This window comes from Pseudomonas sp. PA1(2017) (assembly GCF_001945375.1).
In the GTDB taxonomy this organism is placed as follows: domain Bacteria; phylum Pseudomonadota; class Gammaproteobacteria; order Pseudomonadales; family Pseudomonadaceae; genus Aquipseudomonas.
Map to the genome: position 1 here is coordinate 179109 of NZ_MSXU01000002.1, position 20336 is coordinate 199444.

17 protein-coding genes and 1 tRNA gene are annotated in these 20336 nt (G+C 56.9%); 8 read left to right on the forward strand and 10 right to left on the reverse strand.

Going from position 1 to position 20336, the window contains the following annotated elements; all coding sequences use genetic code 11:
* Window positions 1–284 precede the first annotated feature (284 nt).
* The 4 genes from BVH01_RS24280 to BVH01_RS05015 form a co-directional block, all read right to left on the reverse strand.
* Window positions 285–3368: a hypothetical protein gene (locus BVH01_RS24280; protein ID WP_139317779.1), complete on the reverse strand. Its 3084-nt coding sequence runs from the start codon at window positions 3366–3368 to the stop codon at window positions 285–287.
* 519 nt (window positions 3369–3887) lie between these two features.
* Window positions 3888–5564, reverse strand: a complete 1677-nt coding sequence (locus tag BVH01_RS05005) for a reverse transcriptase domain-containing protein (RefSeq protein WP_075929283.1) — start codon at window positions 5562–5564, stop codon at window positions 3888–3890.
* 605 nt (window positions 5565–6169) lie between these two features.
* Window positions 6170–6466, reverse strand: a complete 297-nt coding sequence (locus BVH01_RS05010) for a LasR-specific antiactivator QslA (RefSeq protein ID WP_075929284.1) — start codon at window positions 6464–6466, stop codon at window positions 6170–6172.
* Complete coding sequence (locus BVH01_RS05015; protein ID WP_075929285.1) at window positions 6463–6732, reverse strand: hypothetical protein; 270 nt, start codon at window positions 6730–6732, stop codon at window positions 6463–6465. The genes BVH01_RS05010 and BVH01_RS05015 overlap by 4 nt, the downstream gene beginning before the upstream one ends.
* Before the next feature lie 456 nt (window positions 6733–7188).
* Here BVH01_RS05015 and BVH01_RS05020 point away from each other — a divergent pair, with 456 nt between their 5' ends.
* Window positions 7189–7476, forward strand: coding sequence for a hypothetical protein (locus BVH01_RS05020; protein ID WP_075929286.1), 288 nt, complete (start codon window positions 7189–7191; stop codon window positions 7474–7476).
* Between the two features lie 11 nt (window positions 7477–7487).
* On the opposite strand, the gene BVH01_RS05025 is transcribed toward BVH01_RS05020, so the two are convergent.
* Both BVH01_RS05025 and BVH01_RS05030 read right to left on the reverse strand, forming a co-directional pair.
* On the reverse strand, window positions 7488–8288 hold the full coding sequence (locus BVH01_RS05025; protein ID WP_075929287.1) for a helix-turn-helix domain-containing protein: 801 nt from the start codon (window positions 8286–8288) through the stop codon (window positions 7488–7490).
* Between the two features lie 5 nt (window positions 8289–8293).
* On the reverse strand, window positions 8294–8512 hold the full coding sequence (locus BVH01_RS05030) for a hypothetical protein (RefSeq protein ID WP_027909889.1): 219 nt from the start codon (window positions 8510–8512) through the stop codon (window positions 8294–8296).
* 125 nt (window positions 8513–8637) lie between these two features.
* Here BVH01_RS05030 and BVH01_RS05035 point away from each other — a divergent pair, with 125 nt between their 5' ends.
* The gene (locus BVH01_RS05035; RefSeq protein WP_075929288.1) at window positions 8638–9396 is read left to right on the forward strand and encodes a hypothetical protein; all 759 of its coding nucleotides are present in this window, start codon (window positions 8638–8640) and stop codon (window positions 9394–9396) included.
* Window positions 9397–9471: 75 nt separating this feature from the next.
* Here BVH01_RS05035 and BVH01_RS05040 read toward each other — a convergent pair whose 3' ends face one another.
* Window positions 9472–10566, reverse strand: coding sequence for a site-specific integrase (locus tag BVH01_RS05040; protein ID WP_075929289.1), 1095 nt, complete (start codon window positions 10564–10566; stop codon window positions 9472–9474).
* Between the two features lie 128 nt (window positions 10567–10694).
* Window positions 10695–10771, reverse strand: a tRNA-Ile gene (locus BVH01_RS05045).
* 285 nt (window positions 10772–11056) lie between these two features.
* Between BVH01_RS05045 and BVH01_RS05050 the strand changes: the two genes are divergently transcribed.
* From BVH01_RS05050 to argE, 5 genes are all read left to right on the forward strand, one after another.
* The gene (locus tag BVH01_RS05050; protein ID WP_139317780.1) at window positions 11057–12544 is read left to right on the forward strand and encodes a diguanylate cyclase; all 1488 of its coding nucleotides are present in this window, start codon (window positions 11057–11059) and stop codon (window positions 12542–12544) included.
* A 170-nt stretch (window positions 12545–12714) separates the two neighbouring features.
* Window positions 12715–14016, forward strand: a complete 1302-nt coding sequence (locus BVH01_RS05055) for an NAD(P)/FAD-dependent oxidoreductase (protein ID WP_075929291.1) — start codon at window positions 12715–12717, stop codon at window positions 14014–14016.
* Window positions 14016–14441, forward strand: coding sequence for a RidA family protein (locus BVH01_RS05060; protein WP_073262277.1), 426 nt, complete (start codon window positions 14016–14018; stop codon window positions 14439–14441). The genes BVH01_RS05055 and BVH01_RS05060 overlap by 1 nt, the downstream gene beginning before the upstream one ends.
* A gap of 10 nt (window positions 14442–14451) precedes the next feature.
* Window positions 14452–15129, forward strand: coding sequence for a DUF1028 domain-containing protein (locus BVH01_RS05065; RefSeq protein WP_075929292.1), 678 nt, complete (start codon window positions 14452–14454; stop codon window positions 15127–15129).
* Window positions 15122–16285 (forward strand): acetylornithine deacetylase, encoded by a 1164-nt coding sequence (gene argE, locus BVH01_RS05070; RefSeq protein WP_075929293.1) that lies wholly within the window; start codon window positions 15122–15124, stop codon window positions 16283–16285. The genes BVH01_RS05065 and argE overlap by 8 nt, the downstream gene beginning before the upstream one ends.
* Before the next feature lie 205 nt (window positions 16286–16490).
* Here the strand turns inward: argE and BVH01_RS05075 are convergent, their stop codons facing one another.
* On the reverse strand, window positions 16491–17414 hold the full coding sequence (locus tag BVH01_RS05075; RefSeq protein WP_075929294.1) for a LysR family transcriptional regulator: 924 nt from the start codon (window positions 17412–17414) through the stop codon (window positions 16491–16493).
* 290 nt (window positions 17415–17704) lie between these two features.
* On the opposite strand from BVH01_RS05075, the gene BVH01_RS05080 reads away from it, so the two are divergent.
* The gene (locus tag BVH01_RS05080) at window positions 17705–18757 is read left to right on the forward strand and encodes an ABC transporter substrate-binding protein (RefSeq protein WP_075929295.1); all 1053 of its coding nucleotides are present in this window, start codon (window positions 17705–17707) and stop codon (window positions 18755–18757) included.
* A gap of 713 nt (window positions 18758–19470) precedes the next feature.
* Here BVH01_RS05080 and BVH01_RS05085 read toward each other — a convergent pair.
* Window positions 19471–20319, reverse strand: a complete 849-nt coding sequence (locus tag BVH01_RS05085; RefSeq protein WP_075929296.1) for an ureidoglycolate lyase — start codon at window positions 20317–20319, stop codon at window positions 19471–19473.
* Between the last annotated feature and the right edge of the window lie 17 nt (window positions 20320–20336).

The following is a 20336-nucleotide window of genomic DNA, read 5'->3' on the forward strand; positions in this document are numbered from 1 at the left end:
ACCTCTTGGTCTCGCGCTTCTATGCGAAACCAAGATGGAGCTAGGTTTAATGACATTACCGAGGTAACGCACGGGTTGGGAATTAGCTTCTCCAGATAATCGCCCGCGCAAAATATCTGGAATCGGTGGCGACTCTCCAAATGAAGCTCACCGAGCAGGCTATACGAACCGCGGCAAATCTAATAAAAGAGCCTATCCTGAAGATCCGCTTGCGTATTGCTTTAAATAGGCCACGATTTCAGGCAACGCCGCGGCCGTACACACAGGACAGTCCCAAGCCACACCTAAGCTTTAAGCTCAACGCCTCTTGCGCGCATCCAAACTGCTCGATAGGCACTGCCAAGCATAAGATCGTCGATATAGTTTATTAAATCCATGTAGTTTTTACGCACAGCAGCTAAGCTCGAAGGAACCAAAAGCTTTGGCTGAACCCAAGAGCAGAGCTCCTCCAGAGAAGAATTGGAAGTTGTTACTCCATCGCTGCGCTTAGAATGAAGAAATAAAAAAGGTAATAGTACACGTTTACTATTTTCCTGACTCAGCGAAAACATCGATGAAGCTCTTAAGCCAACATCATCCCTAAGAGCCAAGGCTTCGACATCCACGCCTTCAAAAGACGCTCCTTGCACACAGAAGTATGCCCTTTTATTACCCCATGAAGATGTCGTCAATCGAGCCATCTCAGTAGCGAAAGCACCTCTATCCCATGGAGCTTGAGCGATCTGTTTGAACACCACACGATTTCGAAGCTGCTCTTGCTGCTCAATTATACGCATGACCATATTGTGGCGGCTCTCCTCCAATGGTTCCTCACCTACAGTAGTAAATACCTTCTCATGACCTTGGATAGAAATTGTGTGGCCTGGAATTGCCTCCCATGCACGAATCAAAGCAATAGCAGTCAGCTCGGAATGATAGCCGCCGAGTTTAAGATTATTACCTGGCTCCTGTATTACTTCATTTTCACGAGAAATCTGAACCGACCACTCGCTCATAGCAAAGTAATCTCTAAACGTCTTGCCAGTATTTTTTACTGGAAGATCCAGCCACGCATTATTTAATTCTTGACTTAAGCCTACCCAGTCACCTCCAACCTCGATAGACATAAAATTGAGAAAATTGGAAAAAGCTTTCTCTCCAACCTCCTGAATTAGAGAGCCTGGATTTTTGCGTTCCTTTAGATCTTGCCTTACCAAGCTTATAAGGACATTAAGGATATTTAACTCAAGAGCATCCACTGCACCCTCTGATATTTTGTCTCGGCTAAAATTCAACCAACTACTAGCACTTCCTGATAGCAAGTCAATAGATACACGAACCCCCGAAAAGTACAAACCCTTAGTCTCAAAAGACTGTCCTCTATATAAAGTGCTCAGTGATTGACTTGGATGAATATCGATAGAAGGCGTGTATTGAATACGACAATCAAAGCCATCTACATGCATAAATCTCCAGGCATCGGAAATACAGTCGCCTGCATCCTCCTTCTTGAATGATGAACTTTTCGACTTTGTTATAAAGTCACCATGTATCGGTAGCAACGAGTTCTGATTGAACAAGCAAGCCATATCAAAAACCATAGCTGCATCGTAAGGGAAGTTTTCATCCAGTACTGGATCGACCGCTTGGACGACTTCTGCAGAAAGCGATTCACCCTCATCGGGCGAAACTTTGTATGATTTTGAGAATTTCGGCAGCTTGATTGTAAAACTGACCTCCGTACCAGCGGGTACCGAGAAACTATTATCTTCTGAACAAAGAGTTACTAATCCCTGTTTGGCTCCTGTAGGACTATTCAGAACAATACTGTACGCTTCATTTGTCAAAATGCTTTTTGTTTTTATCCTAACACTCTCAGTAAGCATGAATAAACTTTGCATTCCAATGCCAAATATCCCAGATGGTTTGAACCACTCAGGCATCGCATCTATCTTAGATCGCCGTTCAAGATTTCGTTTTGACCCACCGACTTTGAGCATATGTTCAAGGTCAGTCTTACTTATACCCGTACCACGATCTGTAATTTTCACTTGCCATTTTGTAATCTCGCGATCCTGCGCTGGGTCTGGATCAAGTTCTCTCAACTCAAACGAAATAGGAAACTTTTCAAAAATAGATTTCAATTCTTGACTGTCTGGAGTTATCCACTCCAATGCTTTCTGCTCTCGGTGCTCCAGCCAAATTCTCAAACATGTAGCATCTACCGCATTTTGAAGCGCCTCCCTTATGCAGGCAAACTTCGAATCATACAAGTTATTACCTTGCAAAAGCTCCATGGCACTGGCCACATCAAGACCGAATGACGGACGCTCACCGTCACGCAAGATCTGAACATTACCACCAATACTTACTGATACCCTACCTAGTGTAGGCAACAGCCCCAGTGCTCTATCAGGAACAATATCGCGCCAATTCGCCATCTGATCCTGAATTTCTTTCTTCAACCATTCAAACCATTTAAATGTTTCTAAGTATCCATCAACTGTCTGGCACTCGGCAGTAACTTCAATTTTTTCCGGATCAATCCTCAAGTGTCGAATAGATGAATGCTTCTCCTCATGTGCAACGCTTAGAGCCGGGCGATTCTCACCAGCAATTCTCTGCATCACAGGACAGAATCGGTTGTCATCCATATCGAGTAGGTCCCCCATTCTAAGCATGCAAGCAACGAACCTAGGATGGCAGTCGTCCTGAGCAAGCCCAGCTTCGCGGTAGGGCAACCCGTCATCACTTATCAGAGAATTGAATGGCAAACCATGCATCAAACAAATTTCCCCCAACGTTCTAAACAATCGCGAAGGAATTAACTCAGTTCTAGGGGAGTTAACTCCAATGCTTTGCATAGGAGTTTTGACAATCTGATCAGCTCGAGCTGGGTGTCTGCGCCTGAACCACTCTGCCATTAATTCCCTAAACCGATTGATCATCTCAACTGGGTTTGCTTGGTCAAAGACAGCATTGGCTCCTTTTCGTTTTCTCACCGCCACAGCAACACTATATAGTTCATGATTAGGCTGAGAGCAGTACTCACTCAGGAATGCATCGAATCCAGGATCCTTCAATGCTTCTATCATGTCTGCCTGCGGCACAACCATCCCTATATCATGCCAGTATGCAGCTTCTAGTATGAGCCAAGTATCAGTTGCTGAGAGAAGCGAAATATTCGAACCTAAAATTCGCTCAATATTCACTAATATTTGCTTAGAATGAGACTCATCATGCCTGCTATAGTGTGGAAATAATACTCCTACTGCCTGCAAAGCTTTAGGGATTAGCTTTTCATCGAAATCCCACTGACTATAAAGCGAGCGCAGAGCCGAATGCTCTTCGGTTGTTTTTTTTAGGTGCTTAATTAAGAGATCTGCCATTTTTATAGCCCTTAAGATTGAGTAAGCTCGCAATATTTTTTTTGCGCCAGCGCTGCAAAATGCTTATCTAGAAAGTCGAAACCGTTCCAGCAGGACAGTTGGTAAACCCAGCAAACTCTCAGTTCTACCCAGTTCACTCATGCGCGGGTCGTCATTTATTCGTTCGAATTATTATCCCGACATCCTAAATACTCAGCAGTGCCTAATCAACTCAGCCACCTGTGTGGTTCCTATGTGTTAACAGCACGCGGATGTATTACTGGGTGCCGTCTCCACCGCCTGTGCAGACTGCTTTTCAGGCCAACGGAGTGCTGCCTCCTTTTATCTTGCCCTCCACCTTTTTGTGCATTCTGGGCCGCTGGGTTCAATGACTGTGTAGAAAGAGTAGGGTTCGCCCACACTGGGCGCTGGGATGGCCAGAAGCTAGCCTGAAAAAGTGATTCCGCAGTAGGTGCCGCAGGCTCTACCTAACGCTTGATAGTATCTTCCAATCTAGGGACGACTGAGGATAGGAGTAAATCACTTCTTAAAAAGATGCTTAATCTCTTGTATCTTTGTAAACAAAGGAAGAAAACCTTCAAATGAAACCTTATTAAAAGGAGGGATCTCTTCATAAATATTTGTCGCAAAATCAGCCTTGCTTAACGCAACACTTGCCTTCGTGGAAATATTTATTACACCCGAATCACAAATCAATGACTTAGGTGGTGTTCTAATGAAAATTAAAGGATCCTTGATGTGACAGCTATGTTTATCAAACTCGCTTTTTGAATACAACCGCCTGCCGGCTGTATCATACTTAAACAGATCTGCATCTTTGTATAAATGCTCTATGCAGATATCACCTTCCGACCTAAATGTAGGCCGGGGAATAATCAAGCTGAAAACGTTATTATTATGATCCATGTAGTCACCAGAAGATCCGCCCATGTTTTTTACATAAGCCGGTTCATCTCTATCAAAGATACAAATGGTTAAGCAGCGCTGAACGTTGGCGCTAAGAGTCTCGCACAAAGACTTTAAATTGCTGCTCCCATATTCTCTTTGGTTGGGAAATGTCAGATTAAGATCCGAATACAGCCCTTGCTTCTGAGCATCTATAAAAGCTTTCTCTATATGTTTTTTGTCAGTTATTCCTTCCACGAAAATCTGGACTTCTTCAATCACAGACAAGGCTGACGCCTTGGCGTCAAATGTGAAATTATCGTCGAGCTTTTTGAGCTTCTTGGCGAGACTTATATAAACCGGGTCAGCCTCACCCTTAACATGCTTTATGAAATTGATTTGTCCGCGCAACACCCATCGGAAGCGCGGAGGATCGCCGGCCCTATTCCTTGAATCCACTTTACTGCGCCAATGTTCTTCGGCTGCTTTTAGGCCAAACTTCTCCCACGAATAAAGTGCTGCGCGAACGTTTTTAACAAACTCACGCGGCACATTAGTTCGAGAATTTACGATGACCCCAGTAATGACCTGGCGCTGGGAGATTGGTGTAAGGGAGGTTTTTTCTTCATTGGGCAGAAAGCCTGCTCGCAGAATTTCAAGCTCTAAATCTTCGCCAATAATTACATTCTTCTCGGCATCACCTCTTCGTGCCAAAGCAGTCGGAAAAAAACTGTTGCTCGTTGAGAAAAATAAATCATCTGCATAGCGACTGTAATAGCACTTATGCTTGGATGCTAAGCGCTTAAGATTATAGTCCAAGCCTTTGCAAATAACGTTTGTAATCCATGGACTCAGTGGACTGCCCTGCGGAAGCACTCCGTCTTTCGTGCTGATGAGCGCAAGCGCCCGCGCGGCTTTCGGTGCCATGTTAAAAGGCGGGCTTTTGAGCATTCCAGAAATTCGCGCAGTAGTAATGCTGGGGAAGAAATCCTTTATGTCGACTCTAAGCACCCACTTTTGCCTGACATGAATAGCACTATTTTGGAGAATTCCTCGCCCAGGAATATATCCGTAGACACAGTGCCTAAAATTCGTCTCAGGAGATAGCTTGTCTAAAATAGTTCGCTGCAGCTCTTTTAGGCCGCGAATAGGGGCATCAATAGTTCGTTCGCCCCCCGAACGTTTTTTGATCGCGAAAGAAGTATATGCTTTAGAAGAGACAAGATAATAAGCATAATATGCAATTACCCCTTTTTTGACCCCAATATAATTTGCGAGGTCTTGATTATTATTAATTGGGGGAATAGCCATAGTAAGTCCCTTTAAAAGTGCGCACTCAGGACTCCAACTACGCAGAGCGATCCATCTGCGCGCGACTCGAAGAGTCAAAGGTGTAAGCACAACAAGCTAAGACGAATCAATCTTAGAAATGCGAGTCCTGAGTGGGCTCACGGATAATAATTCATTCTTAGTAATCTGCCAAGCCTTTCGAGGAGTCTAGGTTGTGAACCGATGCAACTGGGATGTTCCACTATCGAGAGCGCCGCTCCCACTATTCACCGACAGCTGCGTTTTAAAGTGAATCGCGCTTAGCTTTTAATCACAAAATTTCACCAAGTCTGCAACCAGCGGCTGGTTCTGCTACCGATCGAGACTGTGTAAATGTGTGTTCGAGTGCATAGGTGCTCAAAAGTGGATTTAAGATCGCTTATCTGGACGAAATCCGCATCTGTAGACGTGCTGATAAATTTCAGATTTCACGTAGATGCGCGCACTTCAATTTTGGCGAAGCGTTTTAAAACACTCTGGGCCGCTCCCAGCCTTTTCCTGGGTATCTGTGCTGCGCGGGCGCTCGTAGAGTAAGCCGGCAGAATAGGTTCATGTGAGCCTGCAAAGCAGGCTCACAAACAACTGTTCTATAGCTCTTGGGAGCAGGATTTATCCGAGTAACTGCAGCACCTTTGAGAGCATACGCGCTGATGAACACGGCCCAAGAAGCCAACCTCGAAGGCGCGCCTGTCGATGGCCCGCGGTAGCAGATCACGTTCGGCGATCATCACAGCCCAGAGCCATCCGCCAAAGGCGCTGTCGAGCCAGGACTGGGCCAGCTTCACGCCTCGGTTGAATGCCTCTCTGCAATCGGCTGCCCAGGCGATTTCAGTGCCTGGCTGGCCGTCGTGAGAGGGCAGATACGTCACGACATCCTTGCTCATGCGGCACCTCCTCGGACTTCGGAGAGTGCGCGCCGATACAGCACCACCATCTCGTCGAGCAGATCCAGCGCGGAATAGGCCGCGATACGTAAGCGCATGTCATCAGGCAGCATGCCCTCGGGCTCAGCCAGTTGATCAAGCAGATGGCCAAGCATGATTGCGCGCGTTTCCGCGGCAGCTTCAGAGGGCATAGGAGAACGTTCGGATTCATGCAGCGGACTACGCTGCAGTGGAAAAGGTACAACGCTGGATTCGAACTCAGCCATGGCGCACCTCCAGATCGGAGGTAAACAACAAGACTTGAAGCCCAAGGCGGAGCTCTCGGGTAAAAGGTGGATAGCGCATTCCTTATGCTCCTTGGTTCGATTAAGGAGCCACTACCAACCGTTGTCACGCGGATTGGTGGTGGACCGTACGGGGGTGACAAACCGGGAACCAAGGGAACCGGCCAGGCAAAAGCCTGCCCCGCACGGCCCACCATAGAAAAGCGATAGCTCAGCACTTACATGCCTGCTAATCACCCTTGGTGCTGCCGCGCCCTTGCTTCACGAGTTGTCACGCTCGGTCGTGGGATTTACCACGACGGGCGCAGTCTAGCCCTTAGGTTTCGGGAGGGCAACAAAGTGTGGCGTAGTCGAATTAGACAGCCACGATGAAAGTCTCGCTTCAGCTTCAGCTGGAAACGCCGATAGAGTGACCTCGAGTAACTTGGAGTATGAAGCATGGATTGGCCGCACATTCGATATCTCATCGGTCTTTATCTTAAGCAGCTTCTTGGGGCACTAGCAGCGCTGCTCAGTTTGGTCTCTGGTATGTTTTGGCATATTTCCGCCAAGCAGCAGCTTGACGCGCTTACGGCGGCACCAGAGATGGTGGAAAAACTCACCAGACTCTCGATTCAGTTCAACCTATGGGCAGCTTACTGCGCCGTATTTGTTGGGCTATGCCTCGCTTGCGCTTTGTTCTTTGAGGGAATGTCGGAGCCCTCAGTGGACAAGACCAGAAGCTAGCCGACAGGTAATTAGCAGCTGATTTCGGCGCAGTTTTTGGCGGTTCGATAATCGATTGGTCGCCTACTGTTCACAGCTACGCCGACTACGCGACGACTAAATGTCCTCTGGGCAATACGCTGAGCGTCCTCAGGCGATATCCCGCCCTGGATCAGGCGTGTCACATAGTCCACTTCCGACAGTTCCAGCGCCCTCTGTGGATACATGTGTCGCCCTGCCCGGCGAATGACCGCCTTCAACCAACGTGATGGGGACGTATGGATGGTCCCCTTGTCCAGTGCGGCTACAAGTTGTTTTGTAATCGCTTGCTGTTGCTCAGCGGGAATTGAGCTGATGAGTTGGGCGACCTGTTGACTCTCCAGTGCACTCAACCGCGGCAGTTTTGCCGTGCGCCGTACTGATGATTCACATGAAGGTTCATATGGTGGTTCTAGGGGTGACATAGCTTTGTCACCCTCCCCCTGACATAGCTGTGTCAGGGGGAGGGTGACAAGGGTGTCACCCTCCCCCTCGCTGCATTTGGGTGAGGGTGACAACTTGTCGGGGTAGGTCAACGCGAGCGTGTAGCCATTAGAAACCTGCCGGCCGCTGGCACTGAATCGGGCGTCCTTCTTCAGTAGACCCGCAGCTAGCAAGGTTTTGATAGTGCGCTGAACTGTGCGCTCCGAAGTGCTGCACTTTGCTGCAATCGTCTTCATCTTCGGCCAGCAATAGCCGTGATCATCTGCGTTATCAGCAAGCGCCATGAGAACCAGCTTCGGAACAGGCGGAAGCGGTTGCTCCCATGCCCAGTTCATGGCTTTGATGCTCATAGCGATCAGGCTTCTTCGATTACGCGAGCAATTGCAGAGGTTTTGAAGTAGATCCGCCTGCCGATTTTGACCTTGCACGAACGCAGCTTCGCAGACATTTCGTTATCGCTGCTTAAGGAGATCCTCAAGCCGTCCTTGCTACGGTGCAGTACCTCCGCCAACTGTTCGAGGGAAAGCAGTGGTGAACCGCCGTAACGGTTCAGCAGGGTTTCTTCGACTGTCATCTTGCGACTCCTTGTATGGCTTGCGATACACTGCGCTCATTACGCAAAAAGGCGTAAGAGTCCTTAAAAAACACCTAATGTCCATATTCTGGACATTATGTACTTTTTATGAGCGAAGGCTTAAGATGTCAAGCACGATTGAAGACCGCGTCATTCTGATTCTGAAAGAGCAGATGTCTCCGGCTGACCTAGAGAGCCTCAAGGGGCACGAAGGGCCGTTTTCGGCGCTGCTCAGCCTATGGAGTCAGCCGCCTTACGCCGGTCGTGGCTTCTGGGAGAAGCTCTCCCAGCTCACAGGCATTCCGTCCGCGCGCTGGCGTAGTGCGTTCTCTCGCAAGCAGAAGCCGACCTCCGCCATGATCGAGTCAATAGCCCACTTGTGGCCGAAATATGCGTTTTGGCTAGTCACGGGCGTGACCGATGCAGCTAATGGTCATGTCGCGCCATTAACAGCGCTGACATTTCCTGAGTTTCTCCATGCAGAGCAACCTGGCGCCGATACGTATTTCAGTAAATCCATATCTCTTGCAAAGCGTCTGTATGAAGAGGGTGAGATCGATCTGGAGAGCGACGATGCGCGTCTCGCGGCAGTGGAAAGGACGCTTCCTTTGGCGCACTGGGTAGGCAGTGATCTGGTTGATGTTGCTTATCAGTTGGCCGACAGCGATGAGTACCAGGAGCTCGTCAGCGCGTGGGAGCGCCGAGAGGAATCTCGTGCTGAGCACCTTGGCAGGGTGCTAGGCACTGATCGTCCGTGGGAGCGCCATCTGGAAGAGAGGAAATCTCTCGGCCTAAAGTCAGACCCTGTAAACGGACAAGACCCTCGCGTTACACACCAGAGCAGCTGGGATCTTTTCTACAAACCAGACAGCGAAGATGCCTGAGGGCAGTAACCGAAGCTGCGTCAGTTAAAGCCCTCAGTGATTGGTGAACTACGTCTAGCGCTGCATGGCTCTGGATCAGCTGTCAGCCTGTTGCTTACCGCGCCTAGTCGTTTTCCTCTCAAGCTTATCCAGCTTGCCCACAAGGTCTTCAGCGCGCAGGTGCGTGTAGCGCTTGAGCATCTGCATCGACTTATGTCCGCTGATGGCAGAAACCTCCTGATCGGATAGGCCACCCTCGACCAGCCGGCTGACCGCTTCATGACGCAGGTCGTGGAAGCGAAGGTCAGGCATTCCGAGTTTTTTCTTCAGCAGCCCCCAGGTTTTGGTGAAGGCATAAGGGCGACGTTTCTCGTCCCTTCCAGGCTCACCGAAGAACACTAGGTTGCAGTCTTTGGGGCGAACAGGGTTCTCCAAGGCGACCTTGAATGTCTTGGTGGCTAGTTTGGTCAAAGGGACGGTGCGGGCGCTGTCGTTTTTCGTGTCTGCAAGGCGCACCACGCGCTTTTTCAGGTCTACCTGATGGCAACGCAGGCCCGTTATCTCCGACGACCGCATGCCCGTTTCCAGGGCGATTTGGACGATCCATCCCAGCATCGGATTGCTGTGACTGTTCACTGCAGCGAGCAAGCGCTTTTCTTCGTCGGCGGACAACCTGCGGTCGCGACCATCTCCAGGGCTCGGCTTGCGGATATTTAGCACCGGGTTAAAGGTCAGGCCCAGTCCCCATTCTTGGATAGCTACCGTGAAAAGATGGCTCAGCAGTGCCAGCTCAAGCCGCACGGTATTGTTGCTGGTAGGGAGGCCGCGCTTGCTGAGTGTGCCGAGCCTTGTATCGCGGTATTTGGCAATGACTTCAGCTGACAGCGCAGCCAGGGAGTACTTGCCTAGGTGCTGGATCAGTTGCTTTGCCTTGGTAGCTTCGGCTTTGCGGGTGGTGGGCTTCTTACTGGGGGTCACCTCAGCGAGGTAGCGCTCCAGGGCTTTTTCCAGCGTCATGCGCTCGGAGCCGCTGCGCTGGATGTACACGCCACGCACCATTTCGTCTTCAGTGCGGCGTGCCCAGTCTTCGGCGTCGCGTTTGGTGCGGAAGGTTTTTGCGTTGGTCGGCCAGCCCGTTTTGCGGACTACGGCTTTCCAAGTGCCGGAAGGGGTTTTAACGATTGTTGCCATGTGAAAAGGACTCCAAAGGCAGACTGGCTTACCAGTACTGTACCGATTTTGTACCTTTTGGCCATGGAGCCAATTGTGAGGTCACTACCCTAGAAAGCATAAAGCCGCGCATTGCGCGGCTTTGAAGGTGGTGGGCCCACACGGACTCGAACCGTGGACCAAAGGATTATGAGTCCTCTGCTCTAACCAACTGAGCTATAGGCCCCCAGAAGGCTGGCGGAGTATACCGATGCGCTCTGTCGAGTGCCAATCCGATACGCCGCGGCGCGTGCGAAGGCCCGAGCGCGCGCGTCTGGAGGCAAACGATTGCGTGCTCAAAGCGCAGCAAAACCGCGTGCAATCCCCCCGCCGCTTTGTTCATAATTTGCACGACGTTCCTATCCCGCCGTGCCTTTCACGCTGACGATACGAGCCCAACCAGCCTAGCCGGGCCCGTACCTTGACGAGTCAGACCTCCAAGATCACTTACCTCAGACGCCTGGTCGTGATCATGACCAGTGTGGTGGGCGTGGCCGTGCTGCTGCTCACCTACCTTCAGGTCGAGTGGGACAAGCGCGAGGCGCTACGCCAGCACGTGGCCGATATGGAGAACCTGTCGACGGCGCTGACCCGGCAGGCCGAGTCGACCATTCGCGATGCGCATACGGTGTTGATCGGCATTCAGCGCAAGCTGCAGATATCCGGGTATGACGCAGAGAACCTGCGGGAAGTGCTTGAGGTGGCGCGCGCTCAGTCGGCGATCCTGGCCGATGTGGAAGGCTTTACCGTGCTCGACGCAAACGGCCATCCGTTGCTCACAACGGTGCCCAACGCCACCACCAACTATACGGCGCTGGATCGCGACTATTTCACGGTACACAGCACCAATCAGGTCAAAGGCCTGCATATCGGCGCGCCCATCCAGAGCCGCATGAGCGGCGACTGGGTGATATCTCTGACGCTGCGCCTGAGCGATGCCGACGGCGAGTTTCGTGGCGTGGTGCTGGCCACGCTGCTGGTCCAGCACTTCGTGGATTTCTACCGCAGCATCGAGGTCGGCAGCGAGGGCGTGATCGGTATGGTCAAGCGCGACGGCACCTTGCTGGTCAGGTCGCGAGAGTCAGCGCAGAACGCCGGCCTGAACATGTCCAAGAGCCCGGTGCTGCGTGCGGTCAATAACGACGGCGTGAAGCGCGGCAGCATGGTGCTCACGGCGATGATCGATGGGGTGAAGCGCATCTATGGCTTCGACACCAGCGACGAGTACCCGATCCTGGTGGCCGCCTCCCTGGGCGAAGAGCAGGCGATGGCTGCCTGGCGCAGCCGCGCACTGCAAACCTGGTCACTGAGCGGCGGCGTGCTGGTCATCCTGCTCTCCATGGGCTGGCTGATCTGGCGTGCCCTGGGCCGCCAGGGGCGCATGGAGGCGCGCCTGCAGAGCATGCACCGCGACCTGGCGCTGGCCAACCACGCGCTGGAGATCATCGCCGGTGAGGACGCGCTGACCGGCCTGGCCAACCGCCGGCGCCTGGACGAAGCGCTGCGCGTCGCCTTCCAGTCCGCTGCCGCCCAGCGCCAGCCACTGTCGTTCGTGCTGCTGGACGTGGACTACTTCAAGCGCTTCAACGACCAGTACGGCCACCCGGCCGGTGACGAAGCGCTCAAGCAGGTCGCCGCGGTGCTCAAGCGCCATGCCCGGCGCAGCGCGGATACCACCGCGCGCTACGGTGGCGAGGAACTGGCGCTGATTCTGCCGGCTGCCGAAAGCGCCTCGGCCATGGCGGTGGCCGAGCGCATCCGCGCCGATGTCGAGGCGTTGGCGATCGCCAACCAGGGCTCGCCGTACGCCAACCTCACCCTGAGCATCGGCGTCGCTTCCTGCATTCCGGGGCAGACGATGCAGGCACCTGCCGAGCTGGTCGCCGCAGCCGACGTCGCCCTGTACGCCGCCAAGAGCGAAGGCCGCAACCGCGTGGCGCTGAGCGAACAGCCCAGCTGATCTGCCCTCTCGGCGATGCCCAGCTTTTTGCTGGGCAACGACTACAAAAACGCTAATTTCGCTATCCCCCTCCTCTGAACACAATGGCCTCAACGCACGAACGGCTCGTGCGCCCCGGCCAGGGCCATCCCTGTGCACGGGCGCCGGGCCTCCTTCAGAGGGACGCAACGATGGCTGTCGAAACAACCCGAACAGACACCCTGGTGGTGGGCGCCGGCCAGGCCGGCGTGGCGATGAGCGAGCACCTGACCAAACTCGGTGTGCCACACCTGGTGCTGGAGCGCGAGCGCATCGCCGAGCGCTGGCGCACCATGCGCTGGGATTCGCTGGTGGCCAACGGCCCGGCCTGGCATGACCGCTTTCCTGGTCTGGAATTCGACATCGACGATGACGCCTTTCCGGGCAAGGAGCAGGTGGCCGCTTACTTCGAAGCCTATGCGCGCAGCTTCGACGCACCGATCCGCACCGGCGTGGAAGTGCACAAGGTCCGCCGCAACGCCAATCGCCCCGGTTTTACCGTGGAAACCTCCGAGGGCGTGATCGAGGCCAATCGCGTGGTGGCCGCCACCGGCCCTTTTCAGCGTCCGGTGATTCCGGCCATCGCGCCGCAGGACGAACGCCTCACGCAGATCCACTCTGCCGAGTACCGCAACCCGCAGCAACTGCCCGCCGGTGCCGTGCTGGTGGTGGGCGCTGGCTCGTCAGGCACGCAGATCGCCGATGAGCTGATGCAGTCCGGCCGCCAGGTTTACCTCTCCGTCGGCGCCCATGACCGACCGCCGCGCAGCTACCGCAACCGGGATTTCTGCTGGTGGCTGGGCGTGCTCGGCGAGTGGGACCAGGAGACGCCGAAAGCCGGCCGCGAACACGTGACCATCGCGGTCAGCGGCGCCTATGGCGGCAAGACCATCGACTTCCGCCGCCTGGCTCACCAGGGCATGACGCTGGTCGGCCTGACCCGCTCGTTCGACGACGGCGTGGTGCAGTTCGCCGACGACCTGGCCGACAACATCCGCCGCGGCGACGAGAACTATCTGGCGCTGCTCGATGCGGCGGACGCCTACGTGAAACGCAACGGCCTCGACCTGCCGGAAGAACCGCAAGCGCGCATCATCCCGGCCGATCCCGCGTGCATGAGCAAGCCGCTGCGCGAGCTGGATCTGATCGCGGCCGGGGTGACGTCGATCATCTGGGCGACCGGTTTCGCCACCGACTTCAGCTGGCTGGAAGCCGACACCTTCGATGCCAACGGCAAGCCCCAGCACCAACGCGGCGTGTCCCGCGAGCCGGGCATCTATTTCCTCGGCCTGCCGTGGCTGTCGCGCCGTGGCTCGTCGTTCATCTGGGGCGTGTGGCACGACGCCAAGTACGTCGCCGACCATATCGCCACGCAGCGCAAATACACCGCCTACCGCGATGCCGAGCAGCGCCAGGCCGCAGCCCCCATCACCCGCCTGCAGGGAGTCAAGTGATGCCCACCCATACCCGTATCCGCATGTTCAACACCAAGGACACCTACCCCAACCAGGCACTGGACAACGATCTGTGCCAGGCCGTGCGCGCCGGCAACACGGTGTACGTGCGCGGCCAGGTGGGCACCGACTTCGACGGCAACCTGGTCGGCCTCGGCGACCCGCAGGCGCAGACCGAGCAGGCCATGAAGAACCTCAAGCAGTTGCTCGAAGAAGCCGGCAGTGACCTGTCCCATATCGTCAAGACCACTACCTACATCATCGACCCGCGCTACCGCGAGCCGGTGTACAAGGAGGTCGGCAAATGGCTCAAGGGCGTGTTCCCGATTTCCACCGGGCTGGTGGTGTCGGCCCTCGGCCAGCCGCAGTGGCTGATGGAGATCGACGTGATCGCGGTGATCCCGGACGACTGGCAGGCCAAATAAGGAGGCGCGCATGACCTTTTCCATCGTCGGGCGCTGCCCGGAAACCGGCCAGCTGGGCATCGCCATCAGCTCGTCGAGCATCGCCGTCGGCGCCCGCTGCCCCTGGCTAAGGGCCGGCGTCGGTGCGGTGGCCACCCAGAACGTCACCCTGCCCGCCCTAGGCCCGCAGATTCTCGAGCTGCTGGAGCAACAGGGGCTGGAACCAGGCGACGCCTTGCAGCGCGCGTTGGGCGCCAATGGCTGGAGCCAGTATCGCCAGGTGACGGTGATCGACAGCCAGGGTCGCACCGCCTTGTTCAGCGGTAAGGAAGCGCTGGGGCTGTACAACGCGGTGGCCGGCGAGCAGTGCGTGGCAGCCGGCAATCTGCTGGCGAGCGAGGCGGTGATCCAGGCCATGGTCGAGGCCTTCGAGAACGCCAGCGGGCAACTGGCCGACCGCCTGCTCGCCGCCATGCACGGGGCGATGGCCGCCGGCGGCGAGGCCGGCCCGGTGCACTCGGCGGCGCTCAAGGTGGTAGGCGATCTGGTCTGGCCGATCATCGACCTGCGTGTCGACTGGGCGGACGAAGACCCCATCGGCCAGCTCGACGGTCTGTGGCAAGCTTACCGGCCGCAGATGCAGGATTACCTGACCCGCGCCCTCGACCCGACGGCAGCGCCAAGCTATGGAGTACCAGGTGATGAATGAGCCAACCAGCCGCGCCCTGCTCGAGCGGCTGATCGGTTTTGCCACGGTCAGCCGTGATTCCAACCTGGCGCTGATCGAATTCATCCGCGAGTACCTGGCGGGCTTTGGCGTGGACAGCGAGCTGTTCCATAACGCCGAAGGCACCAAGGCCAATCTGTTCGCCACCATCGGCCCGCAGGATCGCGGCGGCGTGGTGCTGTCCGGCCATACCGACGTGGTGCCGGTCGACGGCCAGGCCTGGACGGTTGCGCCATTCCAGCTGAGCGAGCGCGACGGGCGCCTGTACGGCCGCGGCACGGCGGACATGAAAGGCTTCATCGCCTGCGTGCTGGCCGCGGTGCCGAGCCTGGTGCAACGGCCGCTGCAGGTACCGGTGCACCTGGCGTTTTCCTATGACGAGGAAGTCGGTTGCCTGGGCGTGCGCTCGATGCTCGCCGAACTGGAAAAACGCCCGCACAAACCCACCCTGTGCCTGATCGGCGAGCCCACCGAACTCAAGCCCGTGCTCGGCCACAAAGGCAAGCTGGCGATGCGCTGCGAAGTGCACGGCGCGGCCTGTCACTCGGCCTACGCGCCCTATGGCGTGAACGCCATCGAATACGCGGCGCGGCTGATCGGCCATCTGGGTGACATCGGCGCGCGCCTGGCCCAGCCCGAGCACCACGATGCGCGCTTCGACCCGCCCTTCTCCACCGTGCAGACCGGCGTGATCAAGGGCGGTCGCGCCCTGAACATCGTGCCAGCTGAGTGCGAGTTCGATTTCGAGGTGCGCGCACTGCCAGGCTTCGACGCGCAGCGCGTGGCGGACGAGCTGCAGCGCTACGCCGCCGAGCAACTGCTGCCGAAGATGCAGACGGTGAGCGCCGCCAGCGATATTCGGCTACAGCCACTGAGCGCCTACCCGGGCCTCGCCACACCGCCGGATAGCGAAGCGGCGCGGTTGCTGGCCAGGCTCTGTGGCTCGAACGATTTCGGCACCGTGGCCTTCGGCACCGAAGGCGGTCTGTTCGACGGCGCCGGCATCCCAACCGTAGTCTGCGGCCCCGGCAGCATGGACCAGGGCCACAAGCCCGACGAGTTCGTCAGCCTGGAACAGCTACAAGGTTGCGATGCGCTACTGCAGCGGTTGGCGGATTACCTCTGCGAGCCGGGCTGAACCGCAACCTGTAGCCCGATGTTGAGCAACGCGATACCCGGGGCATGTTCACTGGGTATCGCTGCGCTCAACCCAGGCTACGAAACGGCAGGCTATCTACGCGCTCCGAGATGAACTCCAACCCGTAGCCTGGGTTGAGCAACGCGATACCCAGGGATTTTTCCCGGGTTTCACTGCGCTCGACCCGGGCAGCCCGAGCACCGCCCTATCGCGCAGCTTGCTCACTCAGTTCGCCCAACCGTTCCCGGCAAAAATCCACGAACAACTGCGCCGGCTTGGTCAGTTGGCTGCGCTTGAGGCGAGCCGCCACCAGCCCGGAGGTGGCGACGGGTTCGGTGATATCCACGGTGACCACGCGCTTGCCATCGTAGGTGCATTCGGAATGCGGCTTGGTGACCAACAGCGAGAAGCCGAAGCCCTGGCCGACCATGCCCCGCACCATCTCGATGGACGGTGAGCTGAAGACGATATTGGGCGTCAGCCCCAGTTCGTGGAACAGGCTGACGAAGTAGGTTCGGCTGGGCTGCACGTCGAGCAGGATCATCGGCTCCAGGCATAGGTCGCGCAGCGATACCTGAGCCTGGCCGGCGAAACGGTGCTGCTCGGGCAGCAGCACGTAGGGTTTCTGCGGCGGCATCAGAGGCTCGGTGGCGATGGTGCCGTCGAGGTCGTGCTCGTAGAGAAACGCCAGGTCGAACGAGCCGGCGGTGAGGCCCTGCACCAGCTCCTGCTGCTCACCATCGCGAATGCGGATATCCACGCCCGGGTAGCGCTCGCGAAAGCCGGCGATCAGTTGCGGCAGGTACAGCGGCGCGACGGTTTCGAAGCAGCCGATGTCGATCTGCCCGGCGACGATGTCGTTGTCGGCCAGGGCGTTCTGCTCGAACTCGCGGGCCATGCGCAGCAGTTGCTGGGCCTTCTCGTAGAAGCGTGCGCCGCTGGGCGTCAGCGACACGCCCTGGGCATGATGGCGGATGAACAGCTGCACGCCGAAGCTTTCTTCCAGCCCCTTGATGGCCGTGGAAATGGACGGCTGGGCGATGTACAGCTGGCGTGACGCCTCGGCCACGCTGCCCGCTTCCACCGTGGTGACGAAGTACTTGAGTTGCCGCAGGGTATAGGAAGCCACGTGTCCGATCTCAGCGTGATGGTTGCCTGCACCTTACTCCAACACGGCGCCCTGGCGGGGCTCTGCCTTGCAAAGGTTTTTCGTAAGTCCCGAGCATATTTTTACTAATTTTCCTTCGCGCCGGACTGACGCACCATGGCCCTCACCTGAACGACAGTTCCCGCCCAGCACGCACTCAGGGCGGCACAACAACAAAGATTCTGCTGACGCGTGACACAACGCGCAGCTTCGCCGCTTCGGCCCTACTGCCCCTGTTCTCACTACAACGAAAAAACAGCGAGGGAGTTTCCATGTTCAAGCACTTGCGTCCATCCATCCGCGCCGCCATCGGCCTGTCCCTGCTGGCGGGTGCCAGCAGCGCTGCACTGGCCGCCGACAGCCTCACGGTGATCTCCTTCGGCGGCGCTACTAAAGTCGCGCAGACCGCCGCTTACTTCAAACCCTTCGAGCAGAGCGGCGCCGGCCGTGTGGTGGCCGGCGAGTACAACGGCGAACTGTCCAAGGTCAAAGCCATGGTCGATGTCGGCCAGGTGACCTGGGATGTGGTCGAGGTGGAAAGCCCCGAGCTGCAGCGCGGCTGCGAAGAGGGCCTTTTCGAGCGCATCGACCCGGCCATTCTCGGCGATGCCAACCAGTACATTCCCGGCACCGTGAGCGAGTGCGGCGTGGCCACCTACGTATGGTCGATGGTGATGGCCTACAACGGTGACAAACTTAAAACCGCACCCACCTCCTGGGCGGATTTCTGGGACCTGGAGAAATTTCCCGGCAAACGTGGCCTGCGCAAGAGCGCCAAGTACACCCTGGAAGCCGCCCTGCTGGCCGACGGCGTGAGCCGCGAGGACCTCTACAAGGTGCTGGGCACGAAGGAAGGCGTCGACCGCGCCTTCAAGAAGCTGGACGCCATCAAGGGTTCGATCCAGTGGTGGGAAGCCGGCGCGCAACCGCCGCAGTGGCTGCTGGCCGGTGACGTGACCCTGTCCGCCGCCTACAACGGCCGTATCGGCGTGGCACAGAAGGAAGGCGCCAATCTGAAGATCTCCTGGAACGGCAGCCTGTACGACCCCGAGCACTGGGCCATCGTCAAGGGCAGCCCGAACAAGGCGCTGGCCGAGCGCTTCATCAAGTTCGCCAGCCAGGCCGACACCCAGAAGGTGTTCTCCAGCCAGATCCCCTATGGCCCGGTGCACAAAGAGACGCTGCCGCAACTGCCGGCCGATGTGCAGGCGCAACTGCCGACCGCAGAGGCCAACATGGCCGGCGCGCAACTGGTCAACGCCGAGTTCTGGATCGACCATGGCGAGGAGCTGGAGGAACGCTTCAACGCCTGGGCCGCGCGCTGATCGACTAGCTTCATGAACGAAAACGCGGGCCATGGCCCGCGTTTTTTCGTCTCAGTCGGGCTGGCGAGCATCGGCACTCCTCGTAGGAGCGTCGACCTCGGCGCGAATTCGATTGTGGCCTTGCTGCAAAAACGGCGTCGTACATACGATTCGCCGCGGGGCGCAGCTCCCACAATGATCGTGAGCAACCCAACGACCGCGTAGGAGCGTCGACCTCGGCGCGAATTCGATTGTGGCCTTGCTGCAAAAACGACGTCGTACACACGATTCGCCGCGGGGCGCAGCTCCCACAATGATCGTGAGCAAACCCACGACCGCGTAGGAGCGTCGACCTCGGCGCGAATTCGATTGTAGCCTTGCTGCAAAAACGACGTCGTACACACGATTCGCCGCGGGGCACAGCTTCCATAATGATCGTGAGCAACCCAACGACCGCGTAGGAACGTCGACCTCGGCGCGAATTCGATTGTGGCCTTGCTGCAAAAACGACGTCGTACACACGATTCGCCGCGGGGCGCAGCTCCTATAATAATCGTGAGCAACCCAACGACCGCGTGGGAGCGTCGACCTCGGCGCGATGCGGTAGCGGCCACCCTGCAAAATCCGCAGCGTTTTCTCCATTCGCCGCGGGGCGCGGGTCCTACCGAAGCCGCCGCGGCTTGCGATATAGCCTTTAGCCTGGCAAGGCCTTCCGAGCCGTTTTCATAGCCGCCTCAGTCAGCCTGCACCGTGACCTGGTGCTGTTCACCCAACCCGGCGATGCCCAACCTGATGGTTTGCCCGGCGCGCAGGAACACCGGGGTGGGCTTGATGCCCAGGCCCACGCCCGGCGGGGTGCCGGTGGAGATCACGTCGCCCGGCTGCAGGCTCATGCAGCGGCTCAGGTAGGCGATCAGTTGCGGCACGTTGAAGATCAGCGTGCGCGTATTGCCCTGCTGGTAACGATGACCGTCGACCTCCAGCCACATGTCCAGATTGTGCGGGTCGGCGATTTCGTCGCGGGTTACCAGCCAGGGGCCGAGCGGGCCGAAGGTGTCGAAGCCCTTGCCCTTGTCCCAACTGCCGCCGCGTTCGAGCTGCCATTCGCGCTCGGACACGTCGTTGATCACGCAGTAGCCGGCGACGTGATCCATGGCGTTGGCTTCGTCGATGTAGCGCCCACCCTTGCCGATCACCACGCCCAGCTCCACTTCCCAATCGGTCTTGATCGAGCCGCGGGGAATCTCGACGGCGTCGTTTGGCCCGCAGATGGCGCTGGTCCACTTGTTGAAGATGATCGGCTCCTCTGGCACCTCCATGCCGGACTCGGCGGCGTGGTCGGCGTAGTTGAGGCCGATGCACACGAACTTGCCGACCTGGCCGACGCAGGCGCCGATGCGCGGGTTGCCGGTCACGACCGGCAGGCTGGCCGGGTCGAGCTGCGCCAGTGCGGCGAGGCCGGCGGGCGTCAGCACGTCGCCGGCGATATCGGCCACATGCCCGGAGAGGTCACGAATCTGGTTGTCGGCGTCCAGCAGGCCTGGCTTTTCTGCGCCCTTGGCGCCGTAACGTAGCAGTTTCATGTTGGGTCCTTGTTCAG

What these genes read in the sequence shown, in the direction of transcription:
- BVH01_RS05030 (WP_027909889.1), bottom strand. Translation starts at nt 8,512, where the DNA reads ATGACAGTCGAAGAAACCCTGCTGAACCGTTACGGCGGTTCACCACTG.
- BVH01_RS05065 (WP_075929292.1), top strand. Translation starts at nt 14,452, where the DNA reads ATGACCTTTTCCATCGTCGGGCGCTGCCCGGAAACCGGCCAGCTGGGC.
- BVH01_RS05015 (WP_075929285.1), bottom strand. Translation starts at nt 6,732, where the DNA reads ATGGCTGAGTTCGAATCCAGCGTTGTACCTTTTCCACTGCAGCGTAGT.
- BVH01_RS05025 (WP_075929287.1), bottom strand. Translation starts at nt 8,288, where the DNA reads ATGAGCATCAAAGCCATGAACTGGGCATGGGAGCAACCGCTTCCGCCT.
- BVH01_RS05050 (WP_139317780.1), top strand. Translation starts at nt 11,057, where the DNA reads ATGACCAGTGTGGTGGGCGTGGCCGTGCTGCTGCTCACCTACCTTCAG.
- BVH01_RS05055 (WP_075929291.1), top strand. Translation starts at nt 12,715, where the DNA reads ATGGCTGTCGAAACAACCCGAACAGACACCCTGGTGGTGGGCGCCGGC.
- argE (WP_075929293.1), top strand. Translation starts at nt 15,122, where the DNA reads ATGAATGAGCCAACCAGCCGCGCCCTGCTCGAGCGGCTGATCGGTTTT.
- BVH01_RS05080 (WP_075929295.1), top strand. Translation starts at nt 17,705, where the DNA reads ATGTTCAAGCACTTGCGTCCATCCATCCGCGCCGCCATCGGCCTGTCC.
- BVH01_RS05040 (WP_075929289.1), bottom strand. Translation starts at nt 10,566, where the DNA reads ATGGCAACAATCGTTAAAACCCCTTCCGGCACTTGGAAAGCCGTAGTC.
- BVH01_RS05020 (WP_075929286.1), top strand. Translation starts at nt 7,189, where the DNA reads ATGGATTGGCCGCACATTCGATATCTCATCGGTCTTTATCTTAAGCAG.
- BVH01_RS05035 (WP_075929288.1), top strand. Translation starts at nt 8,638, where the DNA reads ATGTCAAGCACGATTGAAGACCGCGTCATTCTGATTCTGAAAGAGCAG.
- BVH01_RS05085 (WP_075929296.1), bottom strand. Translation starts at nt 20,319, where the DNA reads ATGAAACTGCTACGTTACGGCGCCAAGGGCGCAGAAAAGCCAGGCCTG.
- BVH01_RS05060 (WP_073262277.1), top strand. Translation starts at nt 14,016, where the DNA reads ATGCCCACCCATACCCGTATCCGCATGTTCAACACCAAGGACACCTAC.
- BVH01_RS05010 (WP_075929284.1), bottom strand. Translation starts at nt 6,466, where the DNA reads ATGAGCAAGGATGTCGTGACGTATCTGCCCTCTCACGACGGCCAGCCA.
- BVH01_RS05005 (WP_075929283.1), bottom strand. Translation starts at nt 5,564, where the DNA reads ATGGCTATTCCCCCAATTAATAATAATCAAGACCTCGCAAATTATATT.
- BVH01_RS24280 (WP_139317779.1), bottom strand. Translation starts at nt 3,368, where the DNA reads ATGGCAGATCTCTTAATTAAGCACCTAAAAAAAACAACCGAAGAGCAT.